Source organism: Leptospira kmetyi serovar Malaysia str. Bejo-Iso9 (assembly GCF_000243735.2).
Classification (GTDB): Bacteria; Spirochaetota; Leptospiria; order Leptospirales; family Leptospiraceae; genus Leptospira; species Leptospira kmetyi.
This window is the reverse complement of record NZ_AHMP02000003.1, coordinates 2393697-2420235: the sequence shown is the minus strand read 5'-3', so window position 1 is coordinate 2420235 and position 26539 is coordinate 2393697. Positions and strand designations below refer to the sequence as shown.

The window sequence follows — 26539 nt, the reverse complement described above, 5'->3', positions numbered from 1 at the left end:
AAATAGAATTGCCAAGTAAAAACTTTCTCTTGAATTTCCTTTGCGTTTCTAAATCGAAAATATATCATCGTTAGATGAACATTCTTTCATTTCATTTTTGGAGAATCTAAATATGCAATCCTCTTATAATCGTCCTTTGGAAATGGTGGGTCCGATCGAAGCGGTTCATTTGCCGGGAAACCCCGACGCGTATACGGTGATTTTGTTTCACGGTTACGGAGCGAATGCATACGATCTTTCTCCGCTGAGCGCTTATCTGGATCTTCCCGACGGAACCAATTGGTTGTTTCCCAACGGAGTTTTGGAAATTCCGGTGATGCCCGGTTACAACGGAAGGGCTTGGTTTCCGATCGATATGGAAGCCTTACAAAGAGCGATGATGACCGGAGGTTATCGTGATTTTTCGGATCGTTATCCCGCGGGTTTGGAAAGCGCGCGCGAAAAAGCGATGGAGATGATTCGAACGCTCGGAGTTCCGATGGAAAAAATCATCATCGGAGGTTTCAGCCAAGGAGCGATGCTCGCGACGGACATCGTTCTTCATTCCGAAGTTTCTCCTGCGGGTTTGTTGATTCTTTCGGGAACGTTGATCAGCGAAACGGATTGGAAGCGGCTCGCGGAAAAGAAGAAGGAATATAAATTCTTTCAGAGTCACGGAAGAATGGACCAGGTTCTCGGTTATCCCGCCGCGAAAAAACTCGAACAACTGTTGATCGGAGCCGGATGGAAAGGGGAAATGATCGCTTTTCCGGGTGGACACGAAATTCCCGAAGTCGTACTTAGGGGTATGAACCTGTATCTCAGGAACATCACCGGATGACGAAACTCGTAGAGAAATACATCGCTTTAAAAAACAAATATCGGAACTACGATACCAAAGAAGCCCTGAAAAGAATGCAGGCTTTTCGGATCGCCTTAAAGGAATTGGAAGACAAAGGTTTTCATACCGGAGTCGAAATCTTAGGCTCGATCAATTTCGGAATCGTGGAAACGGCATCCGATATCGATTGTATTCTTCTTCACTTTTGCGATCTTCACAAGGACGTCGAATGTCCCGAATACTGTCCTAACTTTCTTTACGAAACCGAAGAGATCAAATCCTCCCTTTGCAAACGACTGAACGACGAAAACCTGAAGGTCGAGTTTTTGGATTGTATCAATCTAAGAATGGTCGAAAAGGCGATGGAAAAAAAGGAGAATTTAAAGGACAGCGATCTGCTCAAACGATTGATGTTTTATAGAACCATCGGAAGACCCGTTAACCGCCCTCTCTTTATTCCTTATTGCGAAAAACTCGAAGAGAACGAAGAGTTCATTCAGGACATTCTCGATTGGGGTTCGGAAGCTTTGGAGGATTATCTAAGAACTTCTCGCCATAGATTCTCCTTTAGCAAATACAACGAAAGAATCGAAAGCTCCGGACTTCAGTTACCGCCCGGACTCAAGGAAGAATTAAAAAGTTATCTCGACGAAGTTCCGGAAAACGGTTAGAGTTCTATCAGAAACGCGGAATGAAATTTTCGTTCGGATATATCTGCGGAACGTTCCGTTTTTGCGTCGTATATTTGAAAATTTCCAAAAATATCGGAAACAAAACGGAAAGCGGCTTCCGTTTTTTCAATACAATGATACGCTTTTAATCGGGTATTCTATGAGCGATAAATCCTATAAGGCCGTTTTCTTCGGCAAAAAATTTCTTTCCAAACCTAAAAGAATCATAATGGACGTTGTTCCTTTCGTATTATTTTTCTTTCTTTTAATTCCGGCTCTGAGCTGGAGCAAATCGAACGGAGAACTTACCCTCGACGGAAAATACAAATACTACAACGTCGGGCTTCAGGATCAGTTCACCTTTCTTGAAATCAACGGACAGATAGAAAATCTTTCGGGCAAGGATCACGCGGAAGCTTTTTTTACGATGAACCTTTACGACAAGGACGACTTCTTATTGGAATCCTGTCGTTTCGCGGTTCAAGGATTGCCCGCGGGTCACAAACGGGATTTTTATGCGAGCGCCAAATACGTGGATCCGAAACTGATCAAACGGTTTACGATCGAATTCGAAGACAGTAATTAACAAAAAAAGGATATAAGAGATTACTTATGAATAAAATCAGATTCTTTCTTGCGTGTTTTTTGGTTTTCACTTTAAACTGCGGCTCCACCGTTCATCCGGGACAGATCGGATTGTTCTGGAAACCGTTCGGAATCACCGATGTAGGACTCAGCAAGGATCCGATTCTCAACGGGTTTTATTGGCTACTTCCTTGGAACGATATCTTTACGTATTCCACTCAGTGGGATTCTCATAAGGAGAAAGTGGACGTTCTTACCAACGACGACTTGAAGATAGACGTTCAAGCCGTGATCATCCTTCGTCCGATCCGCGAGGAAATCTATCAGCTTCACGTGGAGGTCGGTCCGGAATATTATAGAAGTATTGTGCAACCGGAGTTTAGGGCTTCGATTCGGAACGTGGTTTCGCATCACCAGATGATTCAGATTTCTAAGAACAGCGCGGTTCTCGCAAAGGACATCAAGTCCGCGGTTGTGGAAAGAACCAAGGGTAAACATATCGAAGTGTTCGACGTGATTCTCGACGACATCGAATATTCTCCGAACATGTTACACGCGATCGAGGCGAAACTCACCAAACAACAGGAACTCGAACAACAGAAATACGAACTGGAAATCGCGGAAAAGAATATCGAAATCGCAAAGAGAAAAGCGAGAGCCGATGCAGAAGCTCAGTTGATCCGCGCCGACGCGCAAGCGAAGTCTCAGGCGATCATCAACGAAAAACTGACGACCAGATATCTTCAGTATAAGGCGTTTGATAATCCGAACTCGAAGGTTATCTTTATTCCGCAAGGAAAGGACAATCTTCCCATAGTAATCAACCCGAAAGATTAAGCGCCGATCTCGGCGTTTTCACGTTCGAATCGATTTGCAGAAGGAAGGTTTTCGTCTACCGCGTCAATGCGCGGCGGCAAACAAACCCAAGAAATCGGAATCGTGACGGAAGTTATCGAAATCGTTGTCCTCGAAATCGCCCGGAGGTTTTCCCAGATGAAGGGCCAGTTTCGTATAACGTAGAACGTTTTCCTTGTTTTTTTCCAAAGAATTCAAACAAGCAAGATTAAACGCGAGTCTTGCGTCCTGAATGTCCGAAGGCAAAAGATCCTCGAGCAAAGAAAGATATTTACCTCCGCCGTATTTCGCGATGAACACGATGATGTCTCCCGCAAAGTATTCGGCCGTGTTGTATGAGTTTCCGGTTTCGTTTCCTTTGAGAGTGGAGTTTCTTCCGATTCCCAAGGTTTGATAGATGTCGAAATAACACTGAAGCACCCAACCCGCAGGATCGGGTTTATTCTCCCTTAAAAAACGATTGAGTGCGGCCGAACTCATCTGCATTCCCAGATTCATCAGGGTGATTTCGTCTTCGTCGCTTGCGGACTTGCCCTTATATTCAAGAATTCTGTTGAACTCTCTTTTATACCGTTCCTTGTGTTCGTGAAAGTTGCTCGCGAGCCGATCGATTCCCTTTTCAATCGTACTTTTCCAAACCCAGGGATAATCTTCCATGACGTCGCCGACGATATCGTCGATCAATTCCTGTTCTTCTTCGGGAACCTCTTTTTCCTTTTTGTTCTTACCTTCGGCGGAGAATAAACTTTTGAAAAATTCCTTTTTGATTCCTTGGGAAGAATGATAAGCGACTTCGGCTTCTTCGTCGTGATAATGCGAATACGCGATATAAACGCCTTTCTCGTCCAGAGGAAGCTTTTTGAAATCTTCTCCGTTTGCGATCGAGATCATATTTTCAACGGAAAGATAAGCGAGAATATCTCGGGTGATCGAATAGTCGTCCTCTAAGATTTCCGTAATCTCGTCTCCGCTCAGTTTCGAGTTCGGCGAGTTTCCTAAAACGGATTTATAGAACGGAGTAAAGTCGAGAATGTATTCGATGAAGTTGGCTCCTTCTTCGATCGCGTCTTCGTAGTCGGTTCCGGAATGCCAATCAAAACCTAAAAAGACAACTTCGCCCGCGTCGTCCCAATAGGAATCGATCACGAGAATCTCGTCGTTGACGGCTCCTTCTTGGGAAAGATAATCGATCCACTTCAAGATCGTCTTATGGATATAAGAAGCCAAAGAATGCCAATCATACTCTAACAGACGTTTGGCGACCTCGGGATGGTTTTTCGAAAGTTCCACTGCTTTTTTCGCCATGAACTCTTGAAAGTTCCTCGTAACGACCGGAGTTCCCGCAAAGGGTAGATCTTTTTCGGAATCGTCTCCTATGTCCAAATCCAAAATCCAAGAAGCGATCTCGCGCAAAACAAAACCGCCCATTCCGTAACGAACGACCGCCGGTTCCAGTTCGCAGGATTCGTGACTCACTCTTGCGATCGAAGCCTCGCCGAGTTTGTTTTTTACGATCGGATGATAAACAAACCAATTTTGACATTCGTCGTACGCGCCGAAACATTGAATGTCGCCGAAATCCTTTTCCACGACTTCGAGAGGAGAGATCCACCAATCCTCGCCTTCTTCCAGAATCTCTTCTTCCCAACCTCCGTCCCCTTCGACGCGCGCGGGTTTATTTTCTTCCTGAGAATGAACCCCTTCTACATACAAACTCGCGTAATCGTCGTCTCCGTAGTTGAACGAAACCCCGTTGAAGTTGGAAACGAAACGCGCCATCGAATGAGGAACCGAAGAATGAATTTTACCGACGTGCGGAGCTTTCCAACGGATATGAACCGACGTTTCTTCGTCGTGGTGCCAGGGAAGAGTGAATACGAATTCGTTTTCTTCGACGTAGATGTTTTGGATTTTGGAAACGATCTGATTCAGAACTTCCTTACATTCTTCCGTTTCCGTTAAAATTTGAAAATGAGAACGAAGCGCTTCCTTGGGTTCGGAAGATTCTAAAATTCGATTCCAGGTTTCGAGATAATTTTGATTTCCACTCAGTGTTTTGAAATTCGGAACGTGTTCGGATTCTTTGAATCCCGATTTTAATTTTGAATTTACGAGTTTATCGAATTCTTTGAGACACTGATCCCTGGTTTCAAAGACGCGGACGGAACGCTTTCCCACGGAACCTTTTTTTCCGGAGGAAAGAATCAAAGAATAACCTGAAAGTTCGATTTGCCAGAAGGTTGGCGAGCCGTTTTCCGAAAGAATGAAATGTTTTCTCATGCTGGAACCAAATTCTTTTTTTGATACGAGTGACTACATCAGTATAACCGATGGATTCGAAGATTGCCAATCAGTTTATATTCTGAAATTGATTGAATTATATTTCCAGAATATTCGATAAACGGCGATCAGTTGAAAGAATCAGCCCGCGGTCTTTGCGATCGCTTGGACCGGATCGGAGACGTGTCGAATGTCCATTCCGGTATTCAAACGAACCAATTCTTCCGCGATGTTCACCGCGTAGTCACCGGTTCTTTCCAAACAAAGAATGAGTCGATACACGTCCGCAAATTGATTCTTATCCAATCTCGGATCCATCACGAATTTAAGAAAGGCGGATTGGCAGAGATTGTTGATTTCCTCTTCCACGGAATGAACGCTTCCATAGAAACGGTTTTTTTCTTCCACCAAGGATTCGACCGCCATCCCCACGATTGTGATGACCCTGGATAAGAGTTTGTTGAGAATTTCCTCGTCGCAAAAGAATCGATTGGGAATCAAACCTCTTCGAAAACATTTGGCGCAGTTTACGATTTGGTCGCCCATTCTTTCCAAGTTTCTCGTGATCCGAATCGCGGAGAGAGCGAAACGAAGCGGGTCCCGTTTGAGAACGACTTCTCCGTCCACTTGATCCATTCCCATGGAATTACGATTGGCAACGGCTTCTAAGATCGCGTTCTGAGAAAGGTTGTCGTTTTGTTTTTCGAGATTGTCGATGAGGTCGTCCCGGTCGATTAGCTTTCTTGCAAGTTCGTTGTCGTCCTTTTCCAGAGCGTCGTCGAGAAGAAGAACCTGTTCCAGACATAGCTCGGCCATGCTGTATAAATTTTTGCGGAGGAAGTCGAACTTGGAAGACATAAGAACTAAACGGACAATGGATTCGGTAAAAAGAATCGTTCTTAAAAAAATCGTTCGGTCAAGTAGATTTTCTTTTCAGCAAAATCTTGTCTCCGATTTCCTGAATCTTAGAAGCCGGAATTTTATTTCTATCCTTTGAGAGAGGATTGATCGAAGTTTTTACGATCAGAAACTCGAGCTTTCCGTTTTTGGAAATCACGTCTTCCACGATTCCGTTTTCGGAACCGTCGCTGTTGAGAACTTTCAAACCCTTGTATTTCTCGAAAGGGATCGTGTTGAGTAGAATCGCGTCCACTCCGAGCGTTTTCACGTAGTCGATTCCCACGAATAGATCCGGCTTCATAAAACCTTGGTCGATCGTAATTCCGGTGATCTTTTTTTCGATCCGATCGATATGAAGTTTCACAACGACCCCGAGAACCTGACCTTCCGGATCGAGCGCTTCTTTCCCGAGAATATCGTCCGAGGTGATATTATCTTCGTTTAGCATGATCTTTTTTTAATAAGACATTCTTAATGGAGGTTTGGATGTCTTCGGGATAAAATTCCAACTTAGGCGTGAACGGAAATTTGCGGACCCAAAATCGGATGAGTTTTACGGTTCCCGGCGAAACCTGAATCTCGGTCACCGATCCTAAGAACCTTGCGTTCTTATCGTAAACTCGTTTGCCCAAGAGATTGCTCGGAGGATCGATTTTCAGTAAAATTCTTTCCTTCGAATCCGTTTTGAGATGTTCTCTGGAAAAATAAATTTTTCGAAATCCCTTGAGAACCACGATGCCGGAAAGATTTCCGGAGAGAAAACAAAGGTCGACGAGTCTTCCGGAGTTTTCTCCCGATTTGGAGATTACGTTTCTTCCGAGAGAAGCCCAGAAACTTTTCGCTTCCTTGGGTTCTTTTTCTTTGTCCGCAAATACGATCATGATTTAGACGATTCCGGATTTATGGAGAATCTGCCAAAGAAGAAATCCGAAACATCCGTACTGAGTTACAAAGCCGGTGAAACGAGCGTTGACCGCGAGAACGGAGCCCGAACTGAGATGGGAAAGCGTTTGAAAGATTCTAGCGCCGAGAACGATCTGAGATACGAGCGCGAACGTTTCGTCCAAAACTCCCGTAAAGGCCGCGATCAAAACCAAGGACCCGAAGATCGGAAGGTTCTCGATGCAGTTGACGTGCGCTCGGTTGAGTCTCCAATAGAATTCGCTTCCGTGTTTGATCCCGGCGGGAAACTCGTTCGACTGTTTTTCTTTGATCAAAACTTTGAAGGTTCGGATGCTCACGAGCCAGAGTCCGAGTATAAGAGTCCAAAGTAAAAAGCCCAATAACGCGACGATCGCAGGATTCATTCCATTCTCCATTGTTTGTTTTTCCTGAGAATGAAATCAAGATGCGTTTGGAATGCAAGTAGGATTTGGACGCGGCGAGTCCGGTTTTCAAAGACCGTTTGCGTTCGATGTCTTTCGGATTAAACCGAGAATTTCCTCTTTTTTATCCGAAGATTCCGCGCCTCCACTTACGCTATATTCGTATTCTCCAGGCGTGTCGGTCGTATTTAAGAATAGTATAAAATTCTGATTTTGTTGTTCGTCCGTTTCCTTCAGCGAAGATTCGTAATGCGGATAGATCGGCGATTTGGAAAGTCCGATTCCGTAATACAACGCGTGTAGTTCCAAAGAACTTCGGTAGTTTGCGGGTAGGGTTTTGATTTCCTTTTCGTTTATGTTTCCCTTATAAACTTCGAGGATTTGATACTGATAAATTCTTCTCTCGAAATCGGGAATCTTGTTTTTGGGTTTGGTTTGGATTCCGAGTTCTTTTAAAAGATGAGCGTCTATTTTTATCTTTCGGATCGAATAAGCGGGATCGGACGGTCGAACGAGAACGATATGCGAAGAACTTCGGATCAATTCCTCGAGGTTGATTTTTTCGTAGTGAATCTGACTCATACAAAGAAATGGAAAGGGGAGATAGATTAGAATTTTGAAAAGAATCCGTTTCATATCGATCCGCTTCGGTATATTCGAAAGTCTTAAATCTGATTCTGTATCGATGCGTTTATTTTTAAAGAAAAATATGACTTGAATCCTTCGTTTTCGGATACTATTGTTAAACGAAGTTCCGTCGATTGAATTCGGTGATTTCTTGCGGTTAGAAAAAATTCGATAAGGGAGCATTTGAAAATGAATCGTTTGCATTTACGATCCGCGTTTTACGTAAAATTCCGCCTTTTTCTTTTATGCGGTTTATTCGCGTTCGTCGCGGATTGTAAAAAAGAAGACGCGATCGACCAAACGCAACTTTTGATGATGACCTGGTGTTCTCAAGCCTCATACGCTCCGCCGAAGCCCGTGACTGCAAACGAAATCAAACTTTTTCCTTCCGGTTCGATCGCGGCCGCTTACAATCGATCCGGTTCTTACGAAACCAATTCCAAAGAGGAAGTTACGCTCTCGTTCAGTACGGATGGAATTCTTTTTTCAAATCGAACTCCAACTTCTCCGCTTAAGGGCGGTTATACGTTCGGTTATTCGTTTCAATCCGAGGCGGCGATGTATGCGATCAACGGAGAGACCGTGACTTACAAAACTTCGGACGCGGGTAATAATTGGTCTCCGATGAAATTCGAATCTTCTTATATAGGTCCCGTCTATTTCGGTCCGAAATCGACCGGATATTACAACGCGATTCTGTTTGCGGATGCGGCGAACGGGATTCGCAAAGGATATGTTTATAACGAGAGTTCCGGTTCCGAATCTTTTCTGGATCGAACCGGAGATGGAGGAGAATCTTGGGTCCGTTATCCGATCGCAAAACAAACGTCGATCTATGATCTCGTTATGCTTTCGCCTTCCGAAATTTTATACACCGCTTCGAATTCCGGTTCGGGGATGAACGTCTATCGTTCGACCGACGGAGGCGCAAGTTTTAATGCGACAAGCGGTCCCACGTCGTATCGATCCAAACTTTTCTTTTTGGATTCTTTAAACGGTTGGGTGGGCGCCGCGAATTCTTTAGGAAAAACCGTAAACGGCGGAGCGTCTTGGACTACAGTGACGCATAACTTAACCGGTGGAAGTTTTTGGAAAGTGAAATTCTTAACCGTGAACGACGGTTATGCGCTTTACGGCGTGGACTATTCTCTTGTGAAACTTTTTAAAACCGCGGACGGCGGCGCGAATTGGACATTGATTTCCTTGCCGTTCGCGACAAGCGGGATCGATGGAACGTTCGATGCCGTCGCCGGAAAGATCGCCGTTTCTCATAAAAACTATTTATACGTTTCGACGAACGATTTCGTTTCGTATTCCGGCGCTGATCCGGGGCTTACAAAACATTCTTACGCGTATTCGAACGCGGTCGGAAACGCGGCGTGTATTCCTTTTTCGTTTTAAAGAATGGAATATTCCAAATTTAGAATGTAATTTCGATTTTTGTTTTCAATCCGGATTCTTTTGTAAGAACCCGGTTTGAAACGCGGAACGTCAATCCCCGTCCGCGTTGGATGGAAGGGCGTTGGCTCCTAAGATTCCGATCACTTCGGTTGCGAACGCGACGCGAAGATCCTTAAAGCGAGTATAAATTTCCGTGTTCACGAAACTTAGATTTCCGGTCAGATCCGTTTTGAGAGTTGCGGACGCGTTGATTCTTCCTTGAATCAAAGACTTTAACGTGGAGATCTTCGTTTTTATACGCGCGTCCAAGGCCTTGTTCTGAAACTGAACGAGATAGCTGAGAGATCTTGCGTCCGATTCTCCCGCGTTCCCGTAATAAACAAGTTCCAAACCTTCGAGAGAAGACAATAGATCCTTGTAAGCCGAATCGCTGTAAATCGATTCCAACTTCGCGGGATACTGCGTGGTTCCGGCTAACGTAAGTCCGGCGGGAACTCCGATACGAACGTCCTGGTTTACGTATTCCAACTGAACCATTCCGTTGATAAACGAATCCACCGCATCCTTGATCCCTCCGAAGGAACCGGTTCCGGTCGCCATTTCTCCGGCGAAGTTTCCGGACGTATTGCTCCAGGAATTGGAAAGACGAAACGCGTCCAGTTGTATCACGTTCGCGAGCGAGACGATATAGGCACGGCGACCCGCGCTCCCGGTGTTTGCGGTGTTGATGTTCGCGATCGTATTGCTTCCCGCGCCGTCATTGAAGATAAAATATTCGAGCGCGGCAAATCCCTTTCGAGTCAACGGATAAGAATCGACCGTACTTTGACTCGGACTCGAAGCGGCGGCCGTATCCAAATCGCTCGCTACCGGTCTGCTCGTTTCTCCCAAGATATAACCGTCCAATCTATGAAAATAATTGGAAGGAAGATAGGAACGGTTGATGTAGAAGACTTCGCATTGTTTGAAAACTCTTCTTGCCGCCAACCATTTGGTTTGAAGATCGCCTAACGTAGTCGCGTTCTGAGTCGTATTGTACGCGGTCGCGCTCGTTTTTAAATCCTGAGTCGCAGTCACAAGACGATTGAACTGAGGAACCGCGACTTGATTTGCGGAGTAGTTCAAAAATTCTCCCATACTCGCGTTTGCGAATAAGGCCACGAAAAGGGTTTCGGTTCCGGTGATTTTTCCGAGATCCTCGCAACGGATTCCCGGAAGAATGATCGCCGCGCTGAAAACCAAAATTTTGATCTTACGCGCGAGCGCGGTTTTCGCCGAAGATATATGAGTAAATTCTAAACTTCTCATAAAGACTCCAGGAATAAAATCAGCTTGTCCCGATCGGCTTTCGGAAGATTGACGAATTTATTTCTGGATGTCAAAGCCTCGCCGCCGTGCCAAAGAATCGCTTCCTTATGACCTCTTGCTCGTCCGTCGTGAAGTAGATTGTTATGACCGTTGACTTTCTGAACGAGTCCGGTTCCCCAAAGAGGAGCCGTTCTCCATTCCGAACCGGAAGCCTCGAAGTCCTCTCTGTTGTCGGCGAGATCGGTTCCCATATCGTGAAGAAGGAGATCCGTATAAGGTTTTATGTGTTGGAAAGAAATTTCGGGAAATCCTTCCGAATAACCCGTATAAATATAAGGTTTGTGACAGGCGTTACATCCGATATCGGAAAATAATTGTTTCCCGCGAACCACGTCGGGATGCGTCCAGTTTCTTCTTCCGGGAACGCTTACGAGTTTCGTGTAAAGAGTCACTAAGTCCGCCGTGCGTGTGGAGATTTCGGTTCCTTCCGCGGTTCCGTTGTTGCCCGGAGTGGATGCGAGACAATTCGTCTGAGCCGCAGTACAGTTTTGAGTCGGGAAGAGGGGACTTGTGATTCCTATATCGCCCAAAAACGCGCCTTGATTTTGTTGAGTCAGATTCGGTTCGTTCGCTTTCCATCCGAATCTACCCAAAACTTTTTTCTGCAGTTTCGCGTCCCACACAGTATTCGGTTTTCCTGATATACCGTCTCCGTCCGCGTCGTTCTCGTCCGCAAAGGAACGAATGGTCGCTTCTGGAATCGCTTCCAAAAGACCGAGTCCCGGAATCATAGGAGATGTACGTGGAGATTGATTTACGACCGCCGGTGTTCCGAAGGCCCAGGCGGAAATCGTAAAGGTCGGTCTTCTTAAAGAATACGCTTCTCCGTCCGGAAAGTTTCCTGGTTCTTCCGCAAACGTAACCGTGGTTGTGGCTTCTCCGGGAACCAAGGGAGGACCTGTAACTCCGTGATCGTTGATCTGAAGTCCGTAGTTATCGAGTCCCACGGGTCCGCCGGTGATCGGATCTTTTCCGTTTTTACTGACTCGAATTAACATGGTTGTAAAAGAACTGCTTCCGCTTGCGGGTGGCGTTCCTCTTCCGTCCTTTACGTGACAACCGTTGCAGGACGTGCTGTTAAACACGGGACCGAGTCCGTCTGAAGCGGAGTTCCCGCCTTGCACCCAAAGACGATTGAAGAATGAATTCCCGCCTTGAAAGTCTATGTTTCCGCCGTCTCGAAGATTGGACGCGACGAGATCGAACGCGTTGACCGTGGTATCGAACGTGGTCGTAAGACCGCCCGAGTATTGTTCGCCCGGATCTTGGTTCGCTAAAAAAAGAAGAATGGCCGCCGTATCCTGGTCGTGGTTCTTCTTTTTGTGATCCAACAAATCGGTGTTACACTGCGTGAATAAACCGAAAAGGATTCCGATGAGGAGTCCCGTTTTGATTTTAGAATCGATTGAAACCAAAAGGGAAGAATTCTCTTCCCTCTTTTTTGATATTTTGTCTTTCATAACCATTCATCTTTTGTAATGTATTTTTAACTTAAATCGAAAAGTCCGTGATGGAAACGCCCACGGCCTTTGCCGCGTCTGTGATTGTTTTTTTCAGAGTGTCGCCGATCAGTTTTTGAGTATCGAAAAGAATCTTATACTCGGAATCGACGTTTCGGATGATTTGATCGTATCTTCCCGTTAAGGATCCGGTCGGACAAGAAGTCGTGTAGTTCGGATCGGAAGTTTCTTCCGGAAGATTCAAACAGAACGCGTTTCTGGAAGCGGTGACCTGGGTCACGATCGGAGGAGCGGTTAACGTTCCGAAAAGGCTTCCGAGTCCCGGTCCGGTGGAAGTTACGCTTCCTTTTTTAAGTTCGTAAGAACCGTTCCAAACGTTCAACACGCCTTGAGCGTCGTAGTAAAAGTCCGCTTTGGTCGTATCGCTGAAGCAGGAATGTTCCTCTTCTTGTTGTCCGTCGAAGGTTCCGGTAAGTCTTTGTCCACCCCATTCTCCCGCGATGAACTTTCCGAGACCTTGAAAGATTGCGGTGATCGCCGCGTCTGGATTGGATTTGAATGCGGTTGAATAAGAAGTTCCGGTCGCGTATTGGTCGCGGATCAATTTGAGTTGTGCTACCATCGCGTCAGTTACCGCTTTCAGATAAGCTTTTCTTTTGGCCCCACTTGCATTCGCGTTTGCGAAATCACTGACCGGCCTTTGACCGGAAATTTGGTTGATTCCTCCGTTGGAAAGATCCTGACCCCAGAGAAGATATTCGATTGCGTGCCAACCTACGAGAACGACTTTTTCGTCATTGCCTTCGTTTGCAGTTGGCGCGTTCGTCGCAGCGGCGTTTCCGTTTGCAGCTAAGATATTCGTATAGGTCGTAGCGCCGACCGCATTGTTTGCAATAAAGTTATCAATAGTCACTTCATCTAACGGCCATGCGTTGAGAAGTCCTTCGCATTCCTGAGTTCCGGAACCATCAGCTGCGTCGCCGCAACCGAGAACGTTGGAATTGTCCACGGGACCGGAAGAAAAACGAAACGCTTCGGTCACCAAGTAGGAAGCTCTTCCGATTACGTAAAGATTTTTGAGATTTGTATGATCCGCCGCGGTCGGAGTTGCGGTCGCCGCGAACGTATTTACCGCAGTCTGAAGAGCCACCGCGTCCTTATAACTTTGGTCATAGGATTCGTAACCGAGTTTGAGATAACGGTCCACTACCTGCGCTTTGTTTGCGGTCGGCACGGTTCCCAACGCGAGCACTCCGGCTAACATAGTCGTGTCGTTGGATTTATTCTCCGGTTTGCAATGGGAGAATAAAATCAGGCTCGAAAGGAGCAGAAGGGAAGCGAATGTTTTTAGATTCATAAAGGTCTCCTGGATGTCTTTGAAAAAAGGTCCCGGAAGTGGGCGTTTTGCCCGCAACCGGGGAATTTTCGATGAACTGGTTGTTATGATATTGATACTAATTCTCAATATCACCATTTTCGTCAATCGAAAATCGGGGGTTGGGATGAATTCGCGGGAACAACCGCTAAAAATTCCGGATGGATCAAAGTTCAAAGGTAACTCCTACATTGATCTGGCGAAACGGACCGACTTGGATTCCTTCGGGAAGACGTCCGGAAATGTAACGAACGTCGGCTAAATTCTTACCCGTAAGAAAAACGCTCCAACGTTTGACCGGATGTTTGTAACCCAGAGAAGCGTTGATGAGAGAATAGGCCGGAATTACACCGGTTTCCCCGGAGCTGTCCGAAGTAATATTCATATATTGTAATACTTTTTTTCCGAGAGGATCCGTGATCGAATCGGCCCAATAAACGGTGCGAGTGTTCGCGTCGTCGTGGTATTGCGCGGAGAAGTATTGATATTCCGCTCTCGCATAAAAACCTTTCTGATGAACGAATCCGATCGCGAGAGTCGCCGTATCTCTGGAAACGTAAGGAACGTAGTTTCCGTTCTTATCCTTTTGTGTGACGATAAAGTCCAAAAGAGATTGGTTGGCCGTAACCTTGGAAGTATCGATGGAATATTGATTCATCTTCGCATCGGCTCTCGTATAAATCAAATCGATCGGAAGTTTAAACGAAGCGTCGAAAAGTTTTGCGGGATCGAAGGTGACGTTCGTTTCCAAACCTCGGCTGTAGGTTCGTCCACCATTCTTTGCCGAAGAAGCGGAATCGTTTCCGGAAGTGGAAGAAGTGATGATGATCTGGTTGATATAATTCAGATCGAAGTAAGTCACCTGAGCGTTTAAGTAATTCGTAATATCTCCGCGAATTCCCGTTTCGTAGTTATACGAATATTCGGGATCGATTTTGTTGATAACTCCGGAGTTGTTCAACGCGTCCTGGTATCTAGGAGGGGAGAATCCTTTGTGCGCTCCCGCGAACCAAGTCAGATCCTTTCGAATATCGTAGGTAAGACCTAAACCGGGAATGACAACGTGATAAACGTGTCTGCTTCCTTTGTCGACTTCCTGAGAAGGCGCGTTCGGATCGGGTTGGTTCGTAGCAGGATCGATCGCTTGTTGACGGAGAATCGTTCTATTCTGCGTAAACGTTTCGTAACGAACTCCGGGAATCACGGAAAACTTATCATAGAATTTGAAACTGTTCTGCGCGAATCCCGCGACCGATTTCGTGTTGTTGACCTCGTGATCTCTTAGGTTTCCGGATTTCGCCAGAGAATATTCGGAAGAAGCCGTTCCCGTCGGCGGGTTGCCGAGTCCGTTTCCGAAGACCGCATAATCGGGTGTAGACGGTCCGTCCAGATATTTGATGTCCGCGGTTTCATAGTGATAACGAAGACCGGCGTCGAGCTGATTCTTAATTCCGAAAAACTGATAATCCAATTGATAGCGGGATTCCGCGCCGACAAAACGATACGAACGATTTCTATGACCCACGCTATCGAGCATATAAACCGTATCGCCCGGACGGTTTACGAAAGGTTCCGTATCATACGCTTTGATGACGTTGCCCGGATAATTGCTGTAATACGAACCCGTGTTTCGAACGTAATTCTGTCTCGCCCAGTTTCTTTCCGTGTAAGCCGCGTACACCTTCGTCACGAGTTTGGAATTGTCCGTAAGTTTCCATTCGTGACCTAAATCGCCGGAATATCTTTGCAGTTGTCGATTGTCCTGTTCCGCAAAGTTCGAGGAAGAATTGTTCCAAAACTGAGCGGTGGTCAATCCGAGATACGTCATGTTCGCGTTCTGCACCGTACCCAAGAATTTGCTGGTAAGGGTATGTTTGTCGTTTAGGTCGGTCACGGACTTAAAAGAAAACTCGTGCAATCGGAAATCCTGATGATCTCGGAAACCGTCTCCTTGTTTTCTCAAAACGGAAATGTCGATTCCCGTGTTTCCGAACGTTCCTCCGTAAGAAATCTGAGAAGCAAAGAATCCGTAAGAACCTCCCTGCGTCGAAACGGAAAGAACCGGTTCTTTGGGAGGACGTTTTGTGATGAAGTTGATCACACCTCCGATCGTGGAAGGCCCGAAAAGAATCGCGCCCGATCCTTTTACGACTTCGATTCTTTCCATACGATCGATGTTAGGCGTATAGTATTGTTCCGGCGCCGAGTAGGGGTTTAAGGACGTGAAGATTCCGTCTTCTAAGATAAGAACCTTTCTTCCGAGATCGTTGTTTACGCCGCGAAAACCGATGTTTAAAATCAAACCCGTATCTTGATAACGGATCGAAGCGCCCGGAACTCTTCTTAAAACTTCCATCGAGTCGACCGGTTTGACTTGATCTAAGAATTCTTTTTCGATCACCGTCGCCGATCCGGGAATCCGTTTGAGATCGGTTTTTCTTTTTCCGATGACGGAGATGGTTCCTTTGGACCATTTTTCTTTTTCGGAATCGTCTCCGTTTGTCGTTGTCGGGACAGGTTGTTGTCCTTGTCCGTTCGGAGTTTGTTTATCTTTGTCGACCGACGGATTCTCTTCGGGTTGTGCGGGAACTCCCCAAGAAAATAAAAATAAGATTAGAATAGAAAGAGACAGAATTGATTTTTGTTTCATTTGTTTCGTTTTCGATTTTGAAAATGATTCTCAATATTTTTTCGGCGGCATTCAGAGTCAAGGGAGAATGCGGAGAAATCATTTCTGCGGTCGGAAAAAATTTTAGAAATTAGAACTTAGGGAATGAGAAAGCTATGACACTTCCCTGACAATTCGTTCGTAAGAGAAGTGTAGGAACTACTACTTCCTGGAAGTTGTTGAGGATTTGTTCTTCAAACGATGTGGGAACTACTACGATCTCTTTGTGGCTTCGTTTGAATTTGTTTTTAAAACAAATGTAGGAACTACCACGTTTCTAAAAAAAACTTACCGGTAAAAACATGGCGAACGAAAAAAAGAATCACCAAACACTGCGTAAGTTGTCCCGCAACGAACACCGGATAAAAAACTTTTTTCTTATAACGGATCACGCCCAAAACCGCGCTTAAGATCGGAGCGGGCAGGGGAAGAGCGTTGAACGCAAAGATCGCAAGGACGCCGTAACGATTGAGAAAACCCTTCATACGATAGAATTTTTTCGGGCTGATCAACTTGATGCAGGCGCGCGCGGCGATTCTCCCCAGAAAGTAATTGATCGTAAAAGAAATCAATAAACCTAGAATATGCAAAAAAACTAAATCGCTTCCGTCCAGTTTGGAATACGTCGCACGGATATATAAGAATTCGATGGGAAGATAAAAGAAGAATAAACCGCCGAACAAAGTCGTGTAGAAAACGCCGATCAGACTCGGCTTTTTGATTTCCTTTCCGATGGAAAGCGCGAACTTTTGGATTTCGCTTAAACCCGGAATTTCTAATTTAAGAATTCCGAATGTAGTCAGCGTCAAAAGAAGAATCGCGAGAAAGACGGAACCGAGAAAAATCAGACCGGAATAAAAATTCCTCTTCTTGTGATATTGAAAGATTTCATTCTTATCAAACCGCACTCGATTCTCTCTTTGTTTCCTTTTTGCGAATCCAATAACCGGGAATTCTCGACCAAATCGCTGACAGGATCAAGCCGCCCATTTCTCTCGTAACCTCGTCGTCGAAGGAAAGATTTTGGATCTGCATCGCCGCAAGAACGGTTCCCGCGGAAAAAAGCGCGGAAAGAATCAGAGAAGTTCTGAGCCAGAGTTTCGTTTTCTCCGGATATATTAAATATCCTGCATATAAGAAAACGACGCTCATGTAGATCGGAACCCAAAGCCAAGGATCGGGATCGTTGTATTGAAGACCCGCAAACAAAAGCCAAAGTAAAATCGTAACAATGGAGAATATTTTCATGATTCGTAAATCCATTTGAGTTCGTATAAATCCTTTCTTCGATTGGAAAGATTTCGAACGGAACCTTTTTTGCGGAGTTCTTTCAAAAGATCCAGATCCAAATCCGCGATCAAAGTCATCTCCGTGTTCGGAACCGATTCCGCGGCGACACAATCGTGCGGGAACGCGAAATCGGAAGGAGTAAAAACCGCAGACTGCGCGTATTGAATGTCCATATTCTCCACATGAGGAAGCGCGCCGACCGAACCAGAGATCACGACGTAACATTCGTTTTCGATCGCTCTCGCCATCGCACAATGTCTGACTCGATTGTATCCGTTTTTCGTATCGGTGTAGAATGGAACAAAAAGAACGTCCATTCCCTGTTCCGCCAAAAATCTCGGAAGTTCGGGAAACTCCACGTCGAAACAGATTAGAATTCCGATCTTACAAGCGTCGGTGTTGAAAACGGAAAGATTGTAACCGCCCTTAACTCCCCAATAAAAATCCTCGTCTGGTGTGACGTGAAGTTTGTATTGTTCCTCGTAGGTTCCGTCCCTTCTGCAAAGATACGAAACGTTGTGAAGAGTGTTGTCTCTGTATTCGGGCATACTTCCCGAGATGATATTCACGTTGTATGAAACAGCAAGCTCGACCATCTTTTCGATGATGCTGTCCGTGTGGCTGGAAAGCGCGCGCATCGCGTCGGAAGGACTTCGATCGTTGTATCTCGCGAGCAAAGACGCATTAAAAAATTCGGGAAATAATACGAAGTCGACGTTGTAACCCGCGACCGTATCCACGAAAAATTCCACCTGGCGCATTAGTTCTTCGATGCCTGTTACGGGACGCATCTGCATCTGAACCACGCCCACGCGGACCACGGTTTTTTGACCGCCGATGAGCGCGGTCTCTTCTTTTTCGTAGTATATATTCAACCATTCTAATAGAACCGCGTAAGAGCTGAAGCCCTTCGTGTTTCCGAAATATCCGCGTTTGAGTTTACGAACGTGAAACCCGTTGGCGAGCTGAAAGGAAAGAACGGGATCGTAGATCTCCTTGTCTCTCACCTTTTCGATGTATTGCGCGGGCGTCATATTGTCTTCGTAGTTTTCGTAACCGGGCATCCAAGCGCCGACAACGATTCTTTTGAGATTCAGTTTCTCGCAGAGTTCCTTTCTTGCGTCGTAAAGTCTTCGACCGAGACGAAGTCCGCGATACTCGGGGTGAACGAAGATATCGACTCCATAAAGAGAGTCTCCGTTTTCGTTGTGATTTTTAAGATCGCCCTTTCCAACGATTTCTTCGTAGGTATGATTGTCGCCGTAATCCGCCCATTTGATGATCTGGCTGATGGCCGCGCCGACAACCTTACCGTTGTCCTCGATACAAATCTGACCTTCCGGAAATTTCGTGATCTGGGATTCGAACTGATTCTTCTTCCAAGCCCCGTCGAACTCCGGGAAGACGATGTCCATGATCTCCTTGACGTCGGCGTAATCGTCCAGAGTAAGACTTCGCATAACAATCCGGTGTTCGGATTGTATCTTCTTCTTTCTCTTGCTCGGTTTTTTACCGCCGGAACCGTTTGTCGAAATCATCAGAACACTTTGCCCGGGTTCATGATGTTTTTAGGATCCATGGACTTTTTGATTTCCTTCATCAGGAGAATCTCACCCTGCGTTCTTGAAAAATGGAGAAAGTCCTTTTTTAAAAGTCCGATTCCGTGTTCGGCGCTGATCGATCCATGATATTTTTGTAATAAACGAAACATATCCGGATCTACGTCCTTGCACTTCTTGAAGAATTCCTCGTTGGAAAGATCCTTCGGTTTAACGATGTTTAGGTGAAGATTTCCGTCTCCCACGTGACCGAAAAGCGCGATTTCAAAACCCGGATATTTTCCGTTTAACAACGCTTCCATGTCTACGAGAAACGGTTCCATGTTTCTCAAAGGAAGGGAGATGTCGTTTTTGTGAACCGTGTATTCGATGGAAATACTTTCGCTGATTCCTTCGCGGTATTTCCAGAAGGTTTCTGATTGTCTCGAGTTTTGTGCGAGACTTCCGTCGCTGATCAGACCTTTTTCGGTGATCGTTTCCAAGAAGCCGAACAATTTTTCATCGTCCGATTCTTCCGCGATTTCGAATTCCATCAAAACGTAATACGGACTCGGAGTTTGAAACGGATCGGAAACTCCGAGATGTGCTTTCACTTTTCCTAAACAATATTCGGTGAAGAATTCGAACGCGAGTAAAGGAACTTTTACCTGATGTGTTTCCTTGAACAAGGAAAGAATGGACGCAAAGTCGGGAACCGCAACGAGCAACACTCGGTTGTCCAGAGGTTTGGTCGTGAGTTTTAAGGTCGCTTCGGTAATGACGCCTAACGTTCCTTCGGAGCCGATAAAAAGCTGTTTGAGATCGTAACCCGTGTTGTTTTTCAAAACCTCGCCGTTGAATTCCAAGATTTCACCGGTTCCGGTAACGACGGTAAGACCCAGAACCCACTGACGAATCAATCCGTAGTGAACGACCCTCACTCCGCCCGCGTTCGTCGCGATGTTTCCGCCGATATGCGAAGAGCCGGTCGAAGCGAAGTCCACTGGAAAGTAGAAATTTCTTTCTTCCGCTTCCTTGTGGAGATTTTTTGTGATCATCCCGGCTTGCACCTTGATACTTCCGAAAAAAGGATCGAAGTCCAGGACCTTGTCCATCTTTACGAGTGAAAGAACGAGTTCCTGATTTTTTGCGATCGCTCCGCCCGCATATCCGGTTCTACCGCCGGAAGGAACGATCGAGATTTCGTTTTCGTAGGCGTACTTTACGATTTTTGCAACTTCTTCCGTGGTCGTCGGAAACGCGAGAATGTCGAAATCCGGTTTGTAAACCTTGGTCCTATCGGTTCCGAAGGAAAGAAAGGTGGCTTCGTCGAAATCCGGATCGTTTCTAAAAAAGATCTTTCCGGGTCCGATGAGGGATTTGAGTTCCGTTTTGTTGATTGTCGAGGTTGTAGTCATGTTCGTTTGAAAATTTTTATTCCGTGAAACTCATTCTTTCGATCTGAGAATCGACGAGTTTTTCGTCTTTTTCTAATATTCTTTTTTTGTAATGTCCGTCTGGGTGCAAAAAACGAGCCTTTACGTTGTCCCTGAGTTGAACGTCCAGAATCTTTTTGATTCTGTCCTTATTCTTACCTTCTATGATCGGGAACAAAACCTCGATTCTTCTTTCGAAGTTTCTGGGCATACAATCCGCGGATGCGAGAAAAACCGATTCGGCTCCTCCCGAATGAAAGTAATAGATTCTCGTGTGTTCCAAAAATCTTCCCACGATCGAAAGAACGGTGATGTTTTCGGAAATCCCTTTCAAGCCGGGTTTGAGACAACAGATTCCCCGGATGATCAGATCCACCTGAACGCCCGCCTGGCTCGCCTTATATAAGGAAAGAATAATATGCGGATCTACGAGGGAGTTCATCTTGAAAATGATTCTCGCGGGTTTTCCGGCGAGAGCGTTCTCTCTTTCCTTATCGATCAGAGTAAGAAACGTCGATTTCAGATTGTGAGGAGAAGCCGAAAGAAGATTCAGAGTCGGCATCTTCGCGTAACTCGTGATCGTGTTGAAGATCGTCGCCACGTCCTCGGTGATCTGTTTGTTTACCGTGAAAAAACTGAGATCGGTGTAATACTTCGAAGTGGTCGAGTTGTAGTTTCCCGTTCCAAGATGCACATAACGCACCATGTGGTCGTCCTCTTTGCGGACCACCAAAAGCATCTTGCAGTGAATTTTTAATCCGACAACGCCGTAAACCACGTGAACGCCCCGCGCTTCGAGTTTCTGCGCCCATTTGATGTTTCTTTCCTCGTCGAAACGAGCTTTGAGTTCCACGAGAACGGTCACTTGTTTTCCATTCTCCGCCGCTTGTCCCAGATATTGAATGATCGGAGAATCCCCGCTCGTACGATACAACGTCATCTTGATTCCGAGAACCTTCGGATCTTCCGAGGAAATTCGGAGCAAGTCTTCGATCGCGGAAAAGGATTGATACGGGTGATGCAAAAGTCTGTCTTTCTTTTTAATCGCTTCGAAAATCTTTTCCGGAGTATCGAACTTCAAAGTGGTCTTCTGTTGAAAGAAAGGGTATTTGAGTTTGGAAGTATGATCGAGTCCGTAAAAAAACATCGCGTCGCTGATGTTCAAAATGGAAGCGACGTCAAACACTTCGTGATCCTGAAGTTCCAAAAGCTCGCGTAACGTGTTTTTGATAAAGGGAGAAGTTCCCTGATGAATATCCATCCGAACGGCGTCGCCCCAGATTCGGTTTCTCAATTCGTCCTTCATCGTGATGAGCAAATCCTTAACGGATTTTTCTTCGTCGATGGAAATGTCCGCGTCCCTTACGATTCGGAACGGATAAATTTCCTTTACGGTCATTCCGTAAAAAAGATCGTCTACGTGCAGTTTGATGATCTCTTCCAAAGGAAAGAATCTTCGTTCGTCTCCCTTGCTTTTCAGTTGTAAAAACCGAGGAAGAACCGAAGGCACTTGTACGACCGCGAACAGATCTTTTTTTCCTCCGGTCTTTTCGTCTTCGGTGCTCAATACCATCGCGAGGTTCAGCGACTTGTTGAGAATATGCGGAAACGGATGGGCCGTGTCGATTGCAAGAGGGGTTAAGATCGGCGACACGTCTTCCTTATAATACGTTTGGATCTGTTTGATTTCGTCGATCGTCAATTCTTCCGGATTGAGAATCAGATGTATTCCGGCTACTTTCAATTCTTCTAATGTAGTCGCCAAGGTTTCGTATTCTTCGCGGACGAAAGCCCGGACTTTATCCGATAAGTCGGAAAGAATTTCGGACGCGCTGTCCCCGTTTAAACTTCTTTCGTCGTTTCCTTCCTTTACGAGATTGCGGAGTCCGGCTACGCGCACCATGTAGAATTCGTCCAAGTTCGTTTCGGTGATGCTTAAGAATTTCAATCTTTCCAAAAGAGGATTTTCAGGATCGTTCGCTTCTTCCAACACGCGTCGGTTGAAATCCACCCAGGAAAGTTCCCGATCAAAAAATATGTTCGGGTTCGTTAGGTTGATTTCGGTATGATTCCCGTTGGTGGAACCGTTTTGGCCCGTTGTCGTAGGAGTTTGTTCCTGTACTTTTGGTTTTGACACTTGGATATCCTGAAAATTCTCGGAATCCGCTGATTCAAAAACCCGTTTGGGAGTTGTCGGTGGATTCTATTCCTGTTTAAACCTGCTTTACCGGGAGTCAATGATTCTAAGGGAGATTTCGATGACAGGTTTGTACTTCCCTTCTAATTTTTGGACGGGAGAAAACTCGGGGTTCGGTTATTTTTCGGAGTTTGTAAGAGTTCCCACATTTTTTGGTCCGCTTCGGGATTTCGCACTGATCGAGAATTGTGGTAGTTCCTACATCCCTTTGGAAACCGAAGAGTTTATCTTAAAAACTGATTCTCAATTTTTAAAAAGAAAATCTTAGATGAAAACCGATATTATTCGAAAGAAAAACCCGAATTCTTCTTGGCAGAGACCCGTCTAAACCATTGAATACTGAGTAAAGGAACAAAATCTTGGCCATTCCCAGTCGTTACGCCGTTGCAATTCACATTCTAACTTTTCTCGAAGACGTAAAAGGGGGAGATACAACCTCCGACACGATCGCAGAATCGGTAGGAACCAATCCCGCAATCGTAAGAACTCTGATCGGAAAATTGAGAAAGGCCGGTTTAGTTTTTACAAGACAGGGTGTTCCCGGAGCTTCTCTGGCAAAACCGGCAACGGAGATCCTACTTTCCGATATCTACAGGGCGATCGAGGCCTCCGAATGTTTATTCAACGTTCACGACCATCCGAAACAGGACTGTACCATCGGAATGGGAATTGTCCCGACGCTCGAATGTATTTTTGCCCAGGCCCAAGCCGCGCTCGAGGCTAAGTTGGGAGAATTCTCCTTAGCCGATGTAATGCATCAAGTGCGCGGAGAATGCCAAAAAAAAATGTCTCTCTCCCACTGATTTTTTGTTTTTTTCCTTTTCCTTTTATCCGTCTATCTTGTTAAGGTGTTTATAACAAGTGAACATCTTGAATCCCGAAACCCAAAAAAACAAAGAATCGGGATACGATCTAGGAGAGTGAATCATGGATTTACTGGAGAAAATGAACTGGCGCTACGCGACCAAAAGAATGACCGGCGAGAAATTGCCTCCCGAAAAAGTGGAAAGAATCTTAGAATCGATTCGCCTCACCGCCTCGGGTTTCGGACTACAACCTTACAACGTTCTTGTCATCGAAGACGAAGAACTCAAACGTAAAATTCTTCCCGTCGCAAATAATCAACCGCAGATTACGGAATCTTCCCATCTTTTGGTTTTTACCGCTTGGGACGGAATCACCGAAGATAAGATTGAAAATTATATTCAATTAATTGCAAATACGAGAAACATCGGAACTGATTCTTTGCAAGGTTTTAAAAACTCCATGCTCGGTTGGCTGAAGTCTCAAACCAGCGAAACGAGTTTTAACTGGGCAGCGAGACAGACCTACATCGCTTTTGGAACCGGAATCGTGGCGGCCGCAGTCGAAGGCGTGGACGCGACTCCAATGGAAGGTTTTAACGCGGCGGCTTTGGACGAGCTTCTCGGTCTAAAGGAAAAAGGTTTGAGATCAACTTCCATTCTCGCGCTCGGTTATCGAGACGCGGACAAGGATCATTTGGTTAACGCGCCCAAGGTGCGTAAGTCGAAAGAGGATCTTGTGATCCGTTATTCTTCCTTGGCGACAGTTTAAGAATCTTTAATATTCTAACGTTCCACGATCCAAGTCTTGATGATTTCTATATCGTTGATGACTTGGATCCTATACTTTCCGGATTGTTGCGGAAAAAGGCTCCAATCAAATGATAGAACGGAAAAAATACGATCCGGTTGTAGAGCCCAATCGATTCTTTTGCAAATCGAATCCGGACTACAAACTTCCACTTGTAGATCGTATTTTCTCGGTTTTCTAATTTCTAAAATTAAGATTGGTCGTTTCTGAGCATTGAAACTTTCCTCGCAGTTGACCGGTTTTTTCTGAAGAATATCGGAACAAATCTTTAAATCTTCTTCAAAGAATACTTTTCCGGCAGGCAACATAACCGAAGGATTCCAATATACGACCCCCTCTTTGAGTTCGTCTAACACTCCTTCGTCGGTTTCGAACGCGGTCGGAAAGGAGTCCAAGATTTGAAAGTCGCTTGTGGGTTTGAAAACGTGAAAGTGCAGATGAGGAGCGCTACTGAATCCGGTGTTGCCGGACAATCCGATTTTTTCTCCGGTTCTCACAGTTTGTCCGACTTGAACCAAAACGCCCTTGTATTTTAAGTGCGCGTATTCCGCGATACTTCCGTCCTTATGAAGAATCTGGATGAAGTTCGCCTTATCCTTATAATACGGAGTCGTTCCACCTAATTTGTATTTATCCTCGGTCGTAATTACAATACCTTCTCTCGCCGCCACAACCGCGCTTCCTTCGGGAAGGGTAAAGTCCAACGCGTACGGAAACTGTCCGTTATGGGTGAACTTTCCGTTGTAACCTTGTCCGATTCGGGAAGCAGATTCGAACGGTAAACGATAGATAACGTTTTTGTTTTTTGGCGCGTTAAAATCTCCGGCTCTTACGTAAATACTCGAACTATAGGAACGGTCCTTATCATTATTGATCAGATTTAGGGTAAAAACTTTTTGGGGTTCCGCACTTCCCTTGGAAACATAAGGAAAAGGTAATGTTACGTCGGGCCGGTAATTTTCAAGATCCGAAAAATTAAAATAAAGCGAAAAGGGGAATTCTCCCGAAGGACTTCTGTTCTGAACGTAGAATTCGATCTTGTTGTTGTCGTTTCTGGTAAGAACGCAGATCCATTCTTTCGGTTTGCATTCTCCCTTTAGATCGCCCGGCTCGGCGAATAAACCCAAGGAAAGAAATAGTATAAAAATTAAAGCGACAATCTGATTTCGCATATCAATTTCATCATTTCGGGAATCCGATAAATCCGTAAATCATGATTTTAGAGTTCGAACCGTTCGCGTTGCGATCGTATGTTTCGCAACGCGGAATTCGGAACATATTAGAAAAACGGAACATTCTCCCTTAAACTTTCAGGAAACCCAAAAGCAATCCGGCGCAAGCCGCGCCGCTTAACGGAGCGATCACCGGAAGCCACGCGTATTTCCAATTCGAAGAACCTTTTCCCGCGATCGGCAAAATAAAATGCGCGAGTCTCGGACCTAAATCCCTCGCGGGATTGATCGCGTAACCTGTGGTTCCTCCCATGGAAAGACCGATGCTCCAGACGAGAATTCCCACCAAGAACGTGCCGAAATGCGCGCTTAAACCCTGCATAGCGGGCGAGAAAATCGAAACGATTCCCAAGATCAGAAGAAACGTTCCCAAGAATTCGCTGAAGAAGTTGGAAGCGACATGCGAAATCGCGGGCTCGGTGGAAAACACCGCGAGAATTTTTCCCGGATCTTTTGTTTCCTTCCAGTGCGGAAGATAATGCAGATAATTGAATACGGCTCCTAAAAACGCGCCGCCGATTTGAGCGGGAACATAGGAAATCAACTTGGATAAATCTCCCGACTTAATTGCAAATGCAAGTGTTACCGCGGGGTTTAAATGTGCGTCCGAACTTCCGAACGCGTTCGAAACAAAAACTCCGATCATTACTGCAAAGGCCCAACCGGCTGTGATCACGATCCAACCGCCGTCCTTAGATTTGCTTCTTTCCAGCAAAACACCGGCGACTACGCCGTTTCCCAAAAGAATCAATACGAAGGTCCCCAAAAATTCTCCCAAAACAGGCGATAACATTCATTTCTCCCTACGAAAATCGGAACTAAAATCCACGGACATTTAGGATCGGCAATCGGTTTTTCCGACATCGAATTTTTTCATTTTCCCTTATCTTTTTTCCG

Annotated in this window: 24 protein-coding genes; 7 read left to right on the top strand and 17 right to left on the bottom strand. The window is 45.5% G+C overall.

The window, feature by feature from the left end; translation table 11 throughout:
- The first annotated feature begins 112 nt into the window (after positions 1-112).
- The 4 genes from LEP1GSC052_RS13755 (at position 113) to LEP1GSC052_RS13740 (ending at position 2913) form a co-directional block, all read left to right on the top strand.
- On the top strand, positions 113-820 hold the full coding sequence (locus LEP1GSC052_RS13755; protein WP_010573673.1) for an alpha/beta hydrolase: 708 nt from the start codon (positions 113-115) through the stop codon (positions 818-820).
- Complete coding sequence (locus LEP1GSC052_RS13750; protein WP_010573674.1) at positions 817-1491, top strand: hypothetical protein; 675 nt, start codon at positions 817-819, stop codon at positions 1489-1491. Before LEP1GSC052_RS13755 ends, LEP1GSC052_RS13750 begins: the two co-directional genes overlap by 4 nt.
- Before the next feature lie 229 nt (positions 1492-1720).
- Entirely contained in the window at positions 1721-2077 is a 357-nt protein-coding gene (locus tag LEP1GSC052_RS13745; protein ID WP_240631098.1) for an FxLYD domain-containing protein, read from the top strand.
- Positions 2078-2103: 26 nt separating this feature from the next.
- On the top strand, positions 2104-2913 hold the full coding sequence (locus tag LEP1GSC052_RS13740) for an SPFH domain-containing protein (protein ID WP_010573676.1): 810 nt from the start codon (positions 2104-2106) through the stop codon (positions 2911-2913).
- A gap of 63 nt (positions 2914-2976) precedes the next feature.
- Here LEP1GSC052_RS13740 and LEP1GSC052_RS13735 read toward each other — a convergent pair whose 3' ends face one another.
- From LEP1GSC052_RS13735 to LEP1GSC052_RS21685, 6 genes are all read right to left on the bottom strand, one after another.
- Positions 2977-5211 (bottom strand): WGR domain-containing protein, encoded by a 2235-nt coding sequence (locus LEP1GSC052_RS13735; protein WP_010573677.1) that lies wholly within the window; start codon positions 5209-5211, stop codon positions 2977-2979.
- A gap of 141 nt (positions 5212-5352) precedes the next feature.
- Positions 5353-6069 (bottom strand): phosphate signaling complex PhoU family protein, encoded by a 717-nt coding sequence (locus LEP1GSC052_RS13730; RefSeq protein WP_010573678.1) that lies wholly within the window; start codon positions 6067-6069, stop codon positions 5353-5355.
- Positions 6070-6127: 58 nt separating this feature from the next.
- Positions 6128-6559 carry a PRC-barrel domain-containing protein gene (locus LEP1GSC052_RS13725; protein ID WP_010573679.1) on the bottom strand — a complete coding sequence of 144 codons (432 nt, stop codon included), beginning with the start codon at positions 6557-6559 and terminating at the stop codon, positions 6128-6130.
- The gene (locus LEP1GSC052_RS13720) at positions 6543-6992 is read right to left on the bottom strand and encodes a hypothetical protein (RefSeq protein ID WP_010573680.1); all 450 of its coding nucleotides are present in this window, start codon (positions 6990-6992) and stop codon (positions 6543-6545) included. Before LEP1GSC052_RS13720 ends, LEP1GSC052_RS13725 begins: the two co-directional genes overlap by 17 nt.
- Positions 6993-6995: 3 nt before the next feature.
- Positions 6996-7418: an MAPEG family protein gene (locus LEP1GSC052_RS13715; protein ID WP_010573681.1), complete on the bottom strand. Its 423-nt coding sequence runs from the start codon at positions 7416-7418 to the stop codon at positions 6996-6998.
- 87 nt (positions 7419-7505) lie between these two features.
- On the bottom strand, positions 7506-8072 hold the full coding sequence (locus tag LEP1GSC052_RS21685; protein WP_040913574.1) for a hypothetical protein: 567 nt from the start codon (positions 8070-8072) through the stop codon (positions 7506-7508).
- 303 nt (positions 8073-8375) lie between these two features.
- On the opposite strand from LEP1GSC052_RS21685, the gene LEP1GSC052_RS13705 reads away from it, so the two are divergent.
- Positions 8376-9464, top strand: coding sequence for a WD40/YVTN/BNR-like repeat-containing protein (locus LEP1GSC052_RS13705; protein ID WP_040913572.1), 1089 nt, complete (start codon positions 8376-8378; stop codon positions 9462-9464).
- Positions 9465-9554: 90 nt separating this feature from the next.
- On the opposite strand, the gene LEP1GSC052_RS13700 is transcribed toward LEP1GSC052_RS13705, so the two are convergent.
- From LEP1GSC052_RS13700 to ppk1, 9 genes are all read right to left on the bottom strand, one after another.
- The gene (locus LEP1GSC052_RS13700) at positions 9555-10772 is read right to left on the bottom strand and encodes an imelysin family protein (protein ID WP_010573684.1); all 1218 of its coding nucleotides are present in this window, start codon (positions 10770-10772) and stop codon (positions 9555-9557) included.
- On the bottom strand, positions 10769-12292 hold the full coding sequence (locus tag LEP1GSC052_RS13695; RefSeq protein WP_010573685.1) for a di-heme oxidoreductase family protein: 1524 nt from the start codon (positions 12290-12292) through the stop codon (positions 10769-10771). The genes LEP1GSC052_RS13700 and LEP1GSC052_RS13695 overlap by 4 nt, the downstream gene beginning before the upstream one ends.
- Before the next feature lie 31 nt (positions 12293-12323).
- Positions 12324-13649 (bottom strand): imelysin LruB, encoded by a 1326-nt coding sequence (gene lruB / locus LEP1GSC052_RS13690; RefSeq protein ID WP_010573686.1) that lies wholly within the window; start codon positions 13647-13649, stop codon positions 12324-12326.
- Positions 13650-13833: 184 nt separating this feature from the next.
- Positions 13834-16317, bottom strand: a complete 2484-nt coding sequence (locus LEP1GSC052_RS13685; protein WP_010573687.1) for a TonB-dependent receptor family protein — start codon at positions 16315-16317, stop codon at positions 13834-13836.
- 284 nt (positions 16318-16601) lie between these two features.
- Positions 16602-17243 (bottom strand): VTT domain-containing protein, encoded by a 642-nt coding sequence (locus tag LEP1GSC052_RS13680; RefSeq protein ID WP_010573688.1) that lies wholly within the window; start codon positions 17241-17243, stop codon positions 16602-16604.
- Positions 17233-17598: a transmembrane 220 family protein gene (locus LEP1GSC052_RS13675; protein WP_010573689.1), complete on the bottom strand. Its 366-nt coding sequence runs from the start codon at positions 17596-17598 to the stop codon at positions 17233-17235. Before LEP1GSC052_RS13675 ends, LEP1GSC052_RS13680 begins: the two co-directional genes overlap by 11 nt.
- Positions 17580-19163 carry a bifunctional GNAT family N-acetyltransferase/carbon-nitrogen hydrolase family protein gene (locus tag LEP1GSC052_RS13670; RefSeq protein WP_010573690.1) on the bottom strand — a complete coding sequence of 528 codons (1584 nt, stop codon included), beginning with the start codon at positions 19161-19163 and terminating at the stop codon, positions 17580-17582. The genes LEP1GSC052_RS13675 and LEP1GSC052_RS13670 overlap by 19 nt, the downstream gene beginning before the upstream one ends.
- Positions 19163-20581, bottom strand: coding sequence for an FAD-binding oxidoreductase (locus LEP1GSC052_RS13665; RefSeq protein WP_010573691.1), 1419 nt, complete (start codon positions 20579-20581; stop codon positions 19163-19165). The genes LEP1GSC052_RS13670 and LEP1GSC052_RS13665 overlap by 1 nt, the downstream gene beginning before the upstream one ends.
- Before the next feature lie 16 nt (positions 20582-20597).
- Positions 20598-22736 carry a polyphosphate kinase 1 gene (gene ppk1, locus LEP1GSC052_RS13660; protein WP_010573692.1) on the bottom strand — a complete coding sequence of 713 codons (2139 nt, stop codon included), beginning with the start codon at positions 22734-22736 and terminating at the stop codon, positions 20598-20600.
- A gap of 419 nt (positions 22737-23155) precedes the next feature.
- On the opposite strand from ppk1, the gene LEP1GSC052_RS13650 reads away from it, so the two are divergent.
- Both LEP1GSC052_RS13650 and LEP1GSC052_RS13645 read left to right on the top strand, forming a co-directional pair.
- Positions 23156-23599 (top strand): Rrf2 family transcriptional regulator, encoded by a 444-nt coding sequence (locus LEP1GSC052_RS13650; protein ID WP_010573694.1) that lies wholly within the window; start codon positions 23156-23158, stop codon positions 23597-23599.
- A gap of 124 nt (positions 23600-23723) precedes the next feature.
- Positions 23724-24371 (top strand): NAD(P)H-dependent oxidoreductase, encoded by a 648-nt coding sequence (locus LEP1GSC052_RS13645; RefSeq protein WP_010573695.1) that lies wholly within the window; start codon positions 23724-23726, stop codon positions 24369-24371.
- Positions 24372-24385: 14 nt separating this feature from the next.
- On the opposite strand, the gene LEP1GSC052_RS13640 is transcribed toward LEP1GSC052_RS13645, so the two are convergent.
- Both LEP1GSC052_RS13640 and LEP1GSC052_RS13635 read right to left on the bottom strand, forming a co-directional pair.
- Positions 24386-25582 carry a M23 family metallopeptidase gene (locus tag LEP1GSC052_RS13640; RefSeq protein ID WP_010573696.1) on the bottom strand — a complete coding sequence of 399 codons (1197 nt, stop codon included), beginning with the start codon at positions 25580-25582 and terminating at the stop codon, positions 24386-24388.
- Between the two features lie 130 nt (positions 25583-25712).
- Complete coding sequence (locus LEP1GSC052_RS13635) at positions 25713-26435, bottom strand: MIP/aquaporin family protein (RefSeq protein ID WP_010573697.1); 723 nt, start codon at positions 26433-26435, stop codon at positions 25713-25715.
- Positions 26436-26539 lie beyond the last annotated feature (104 nt).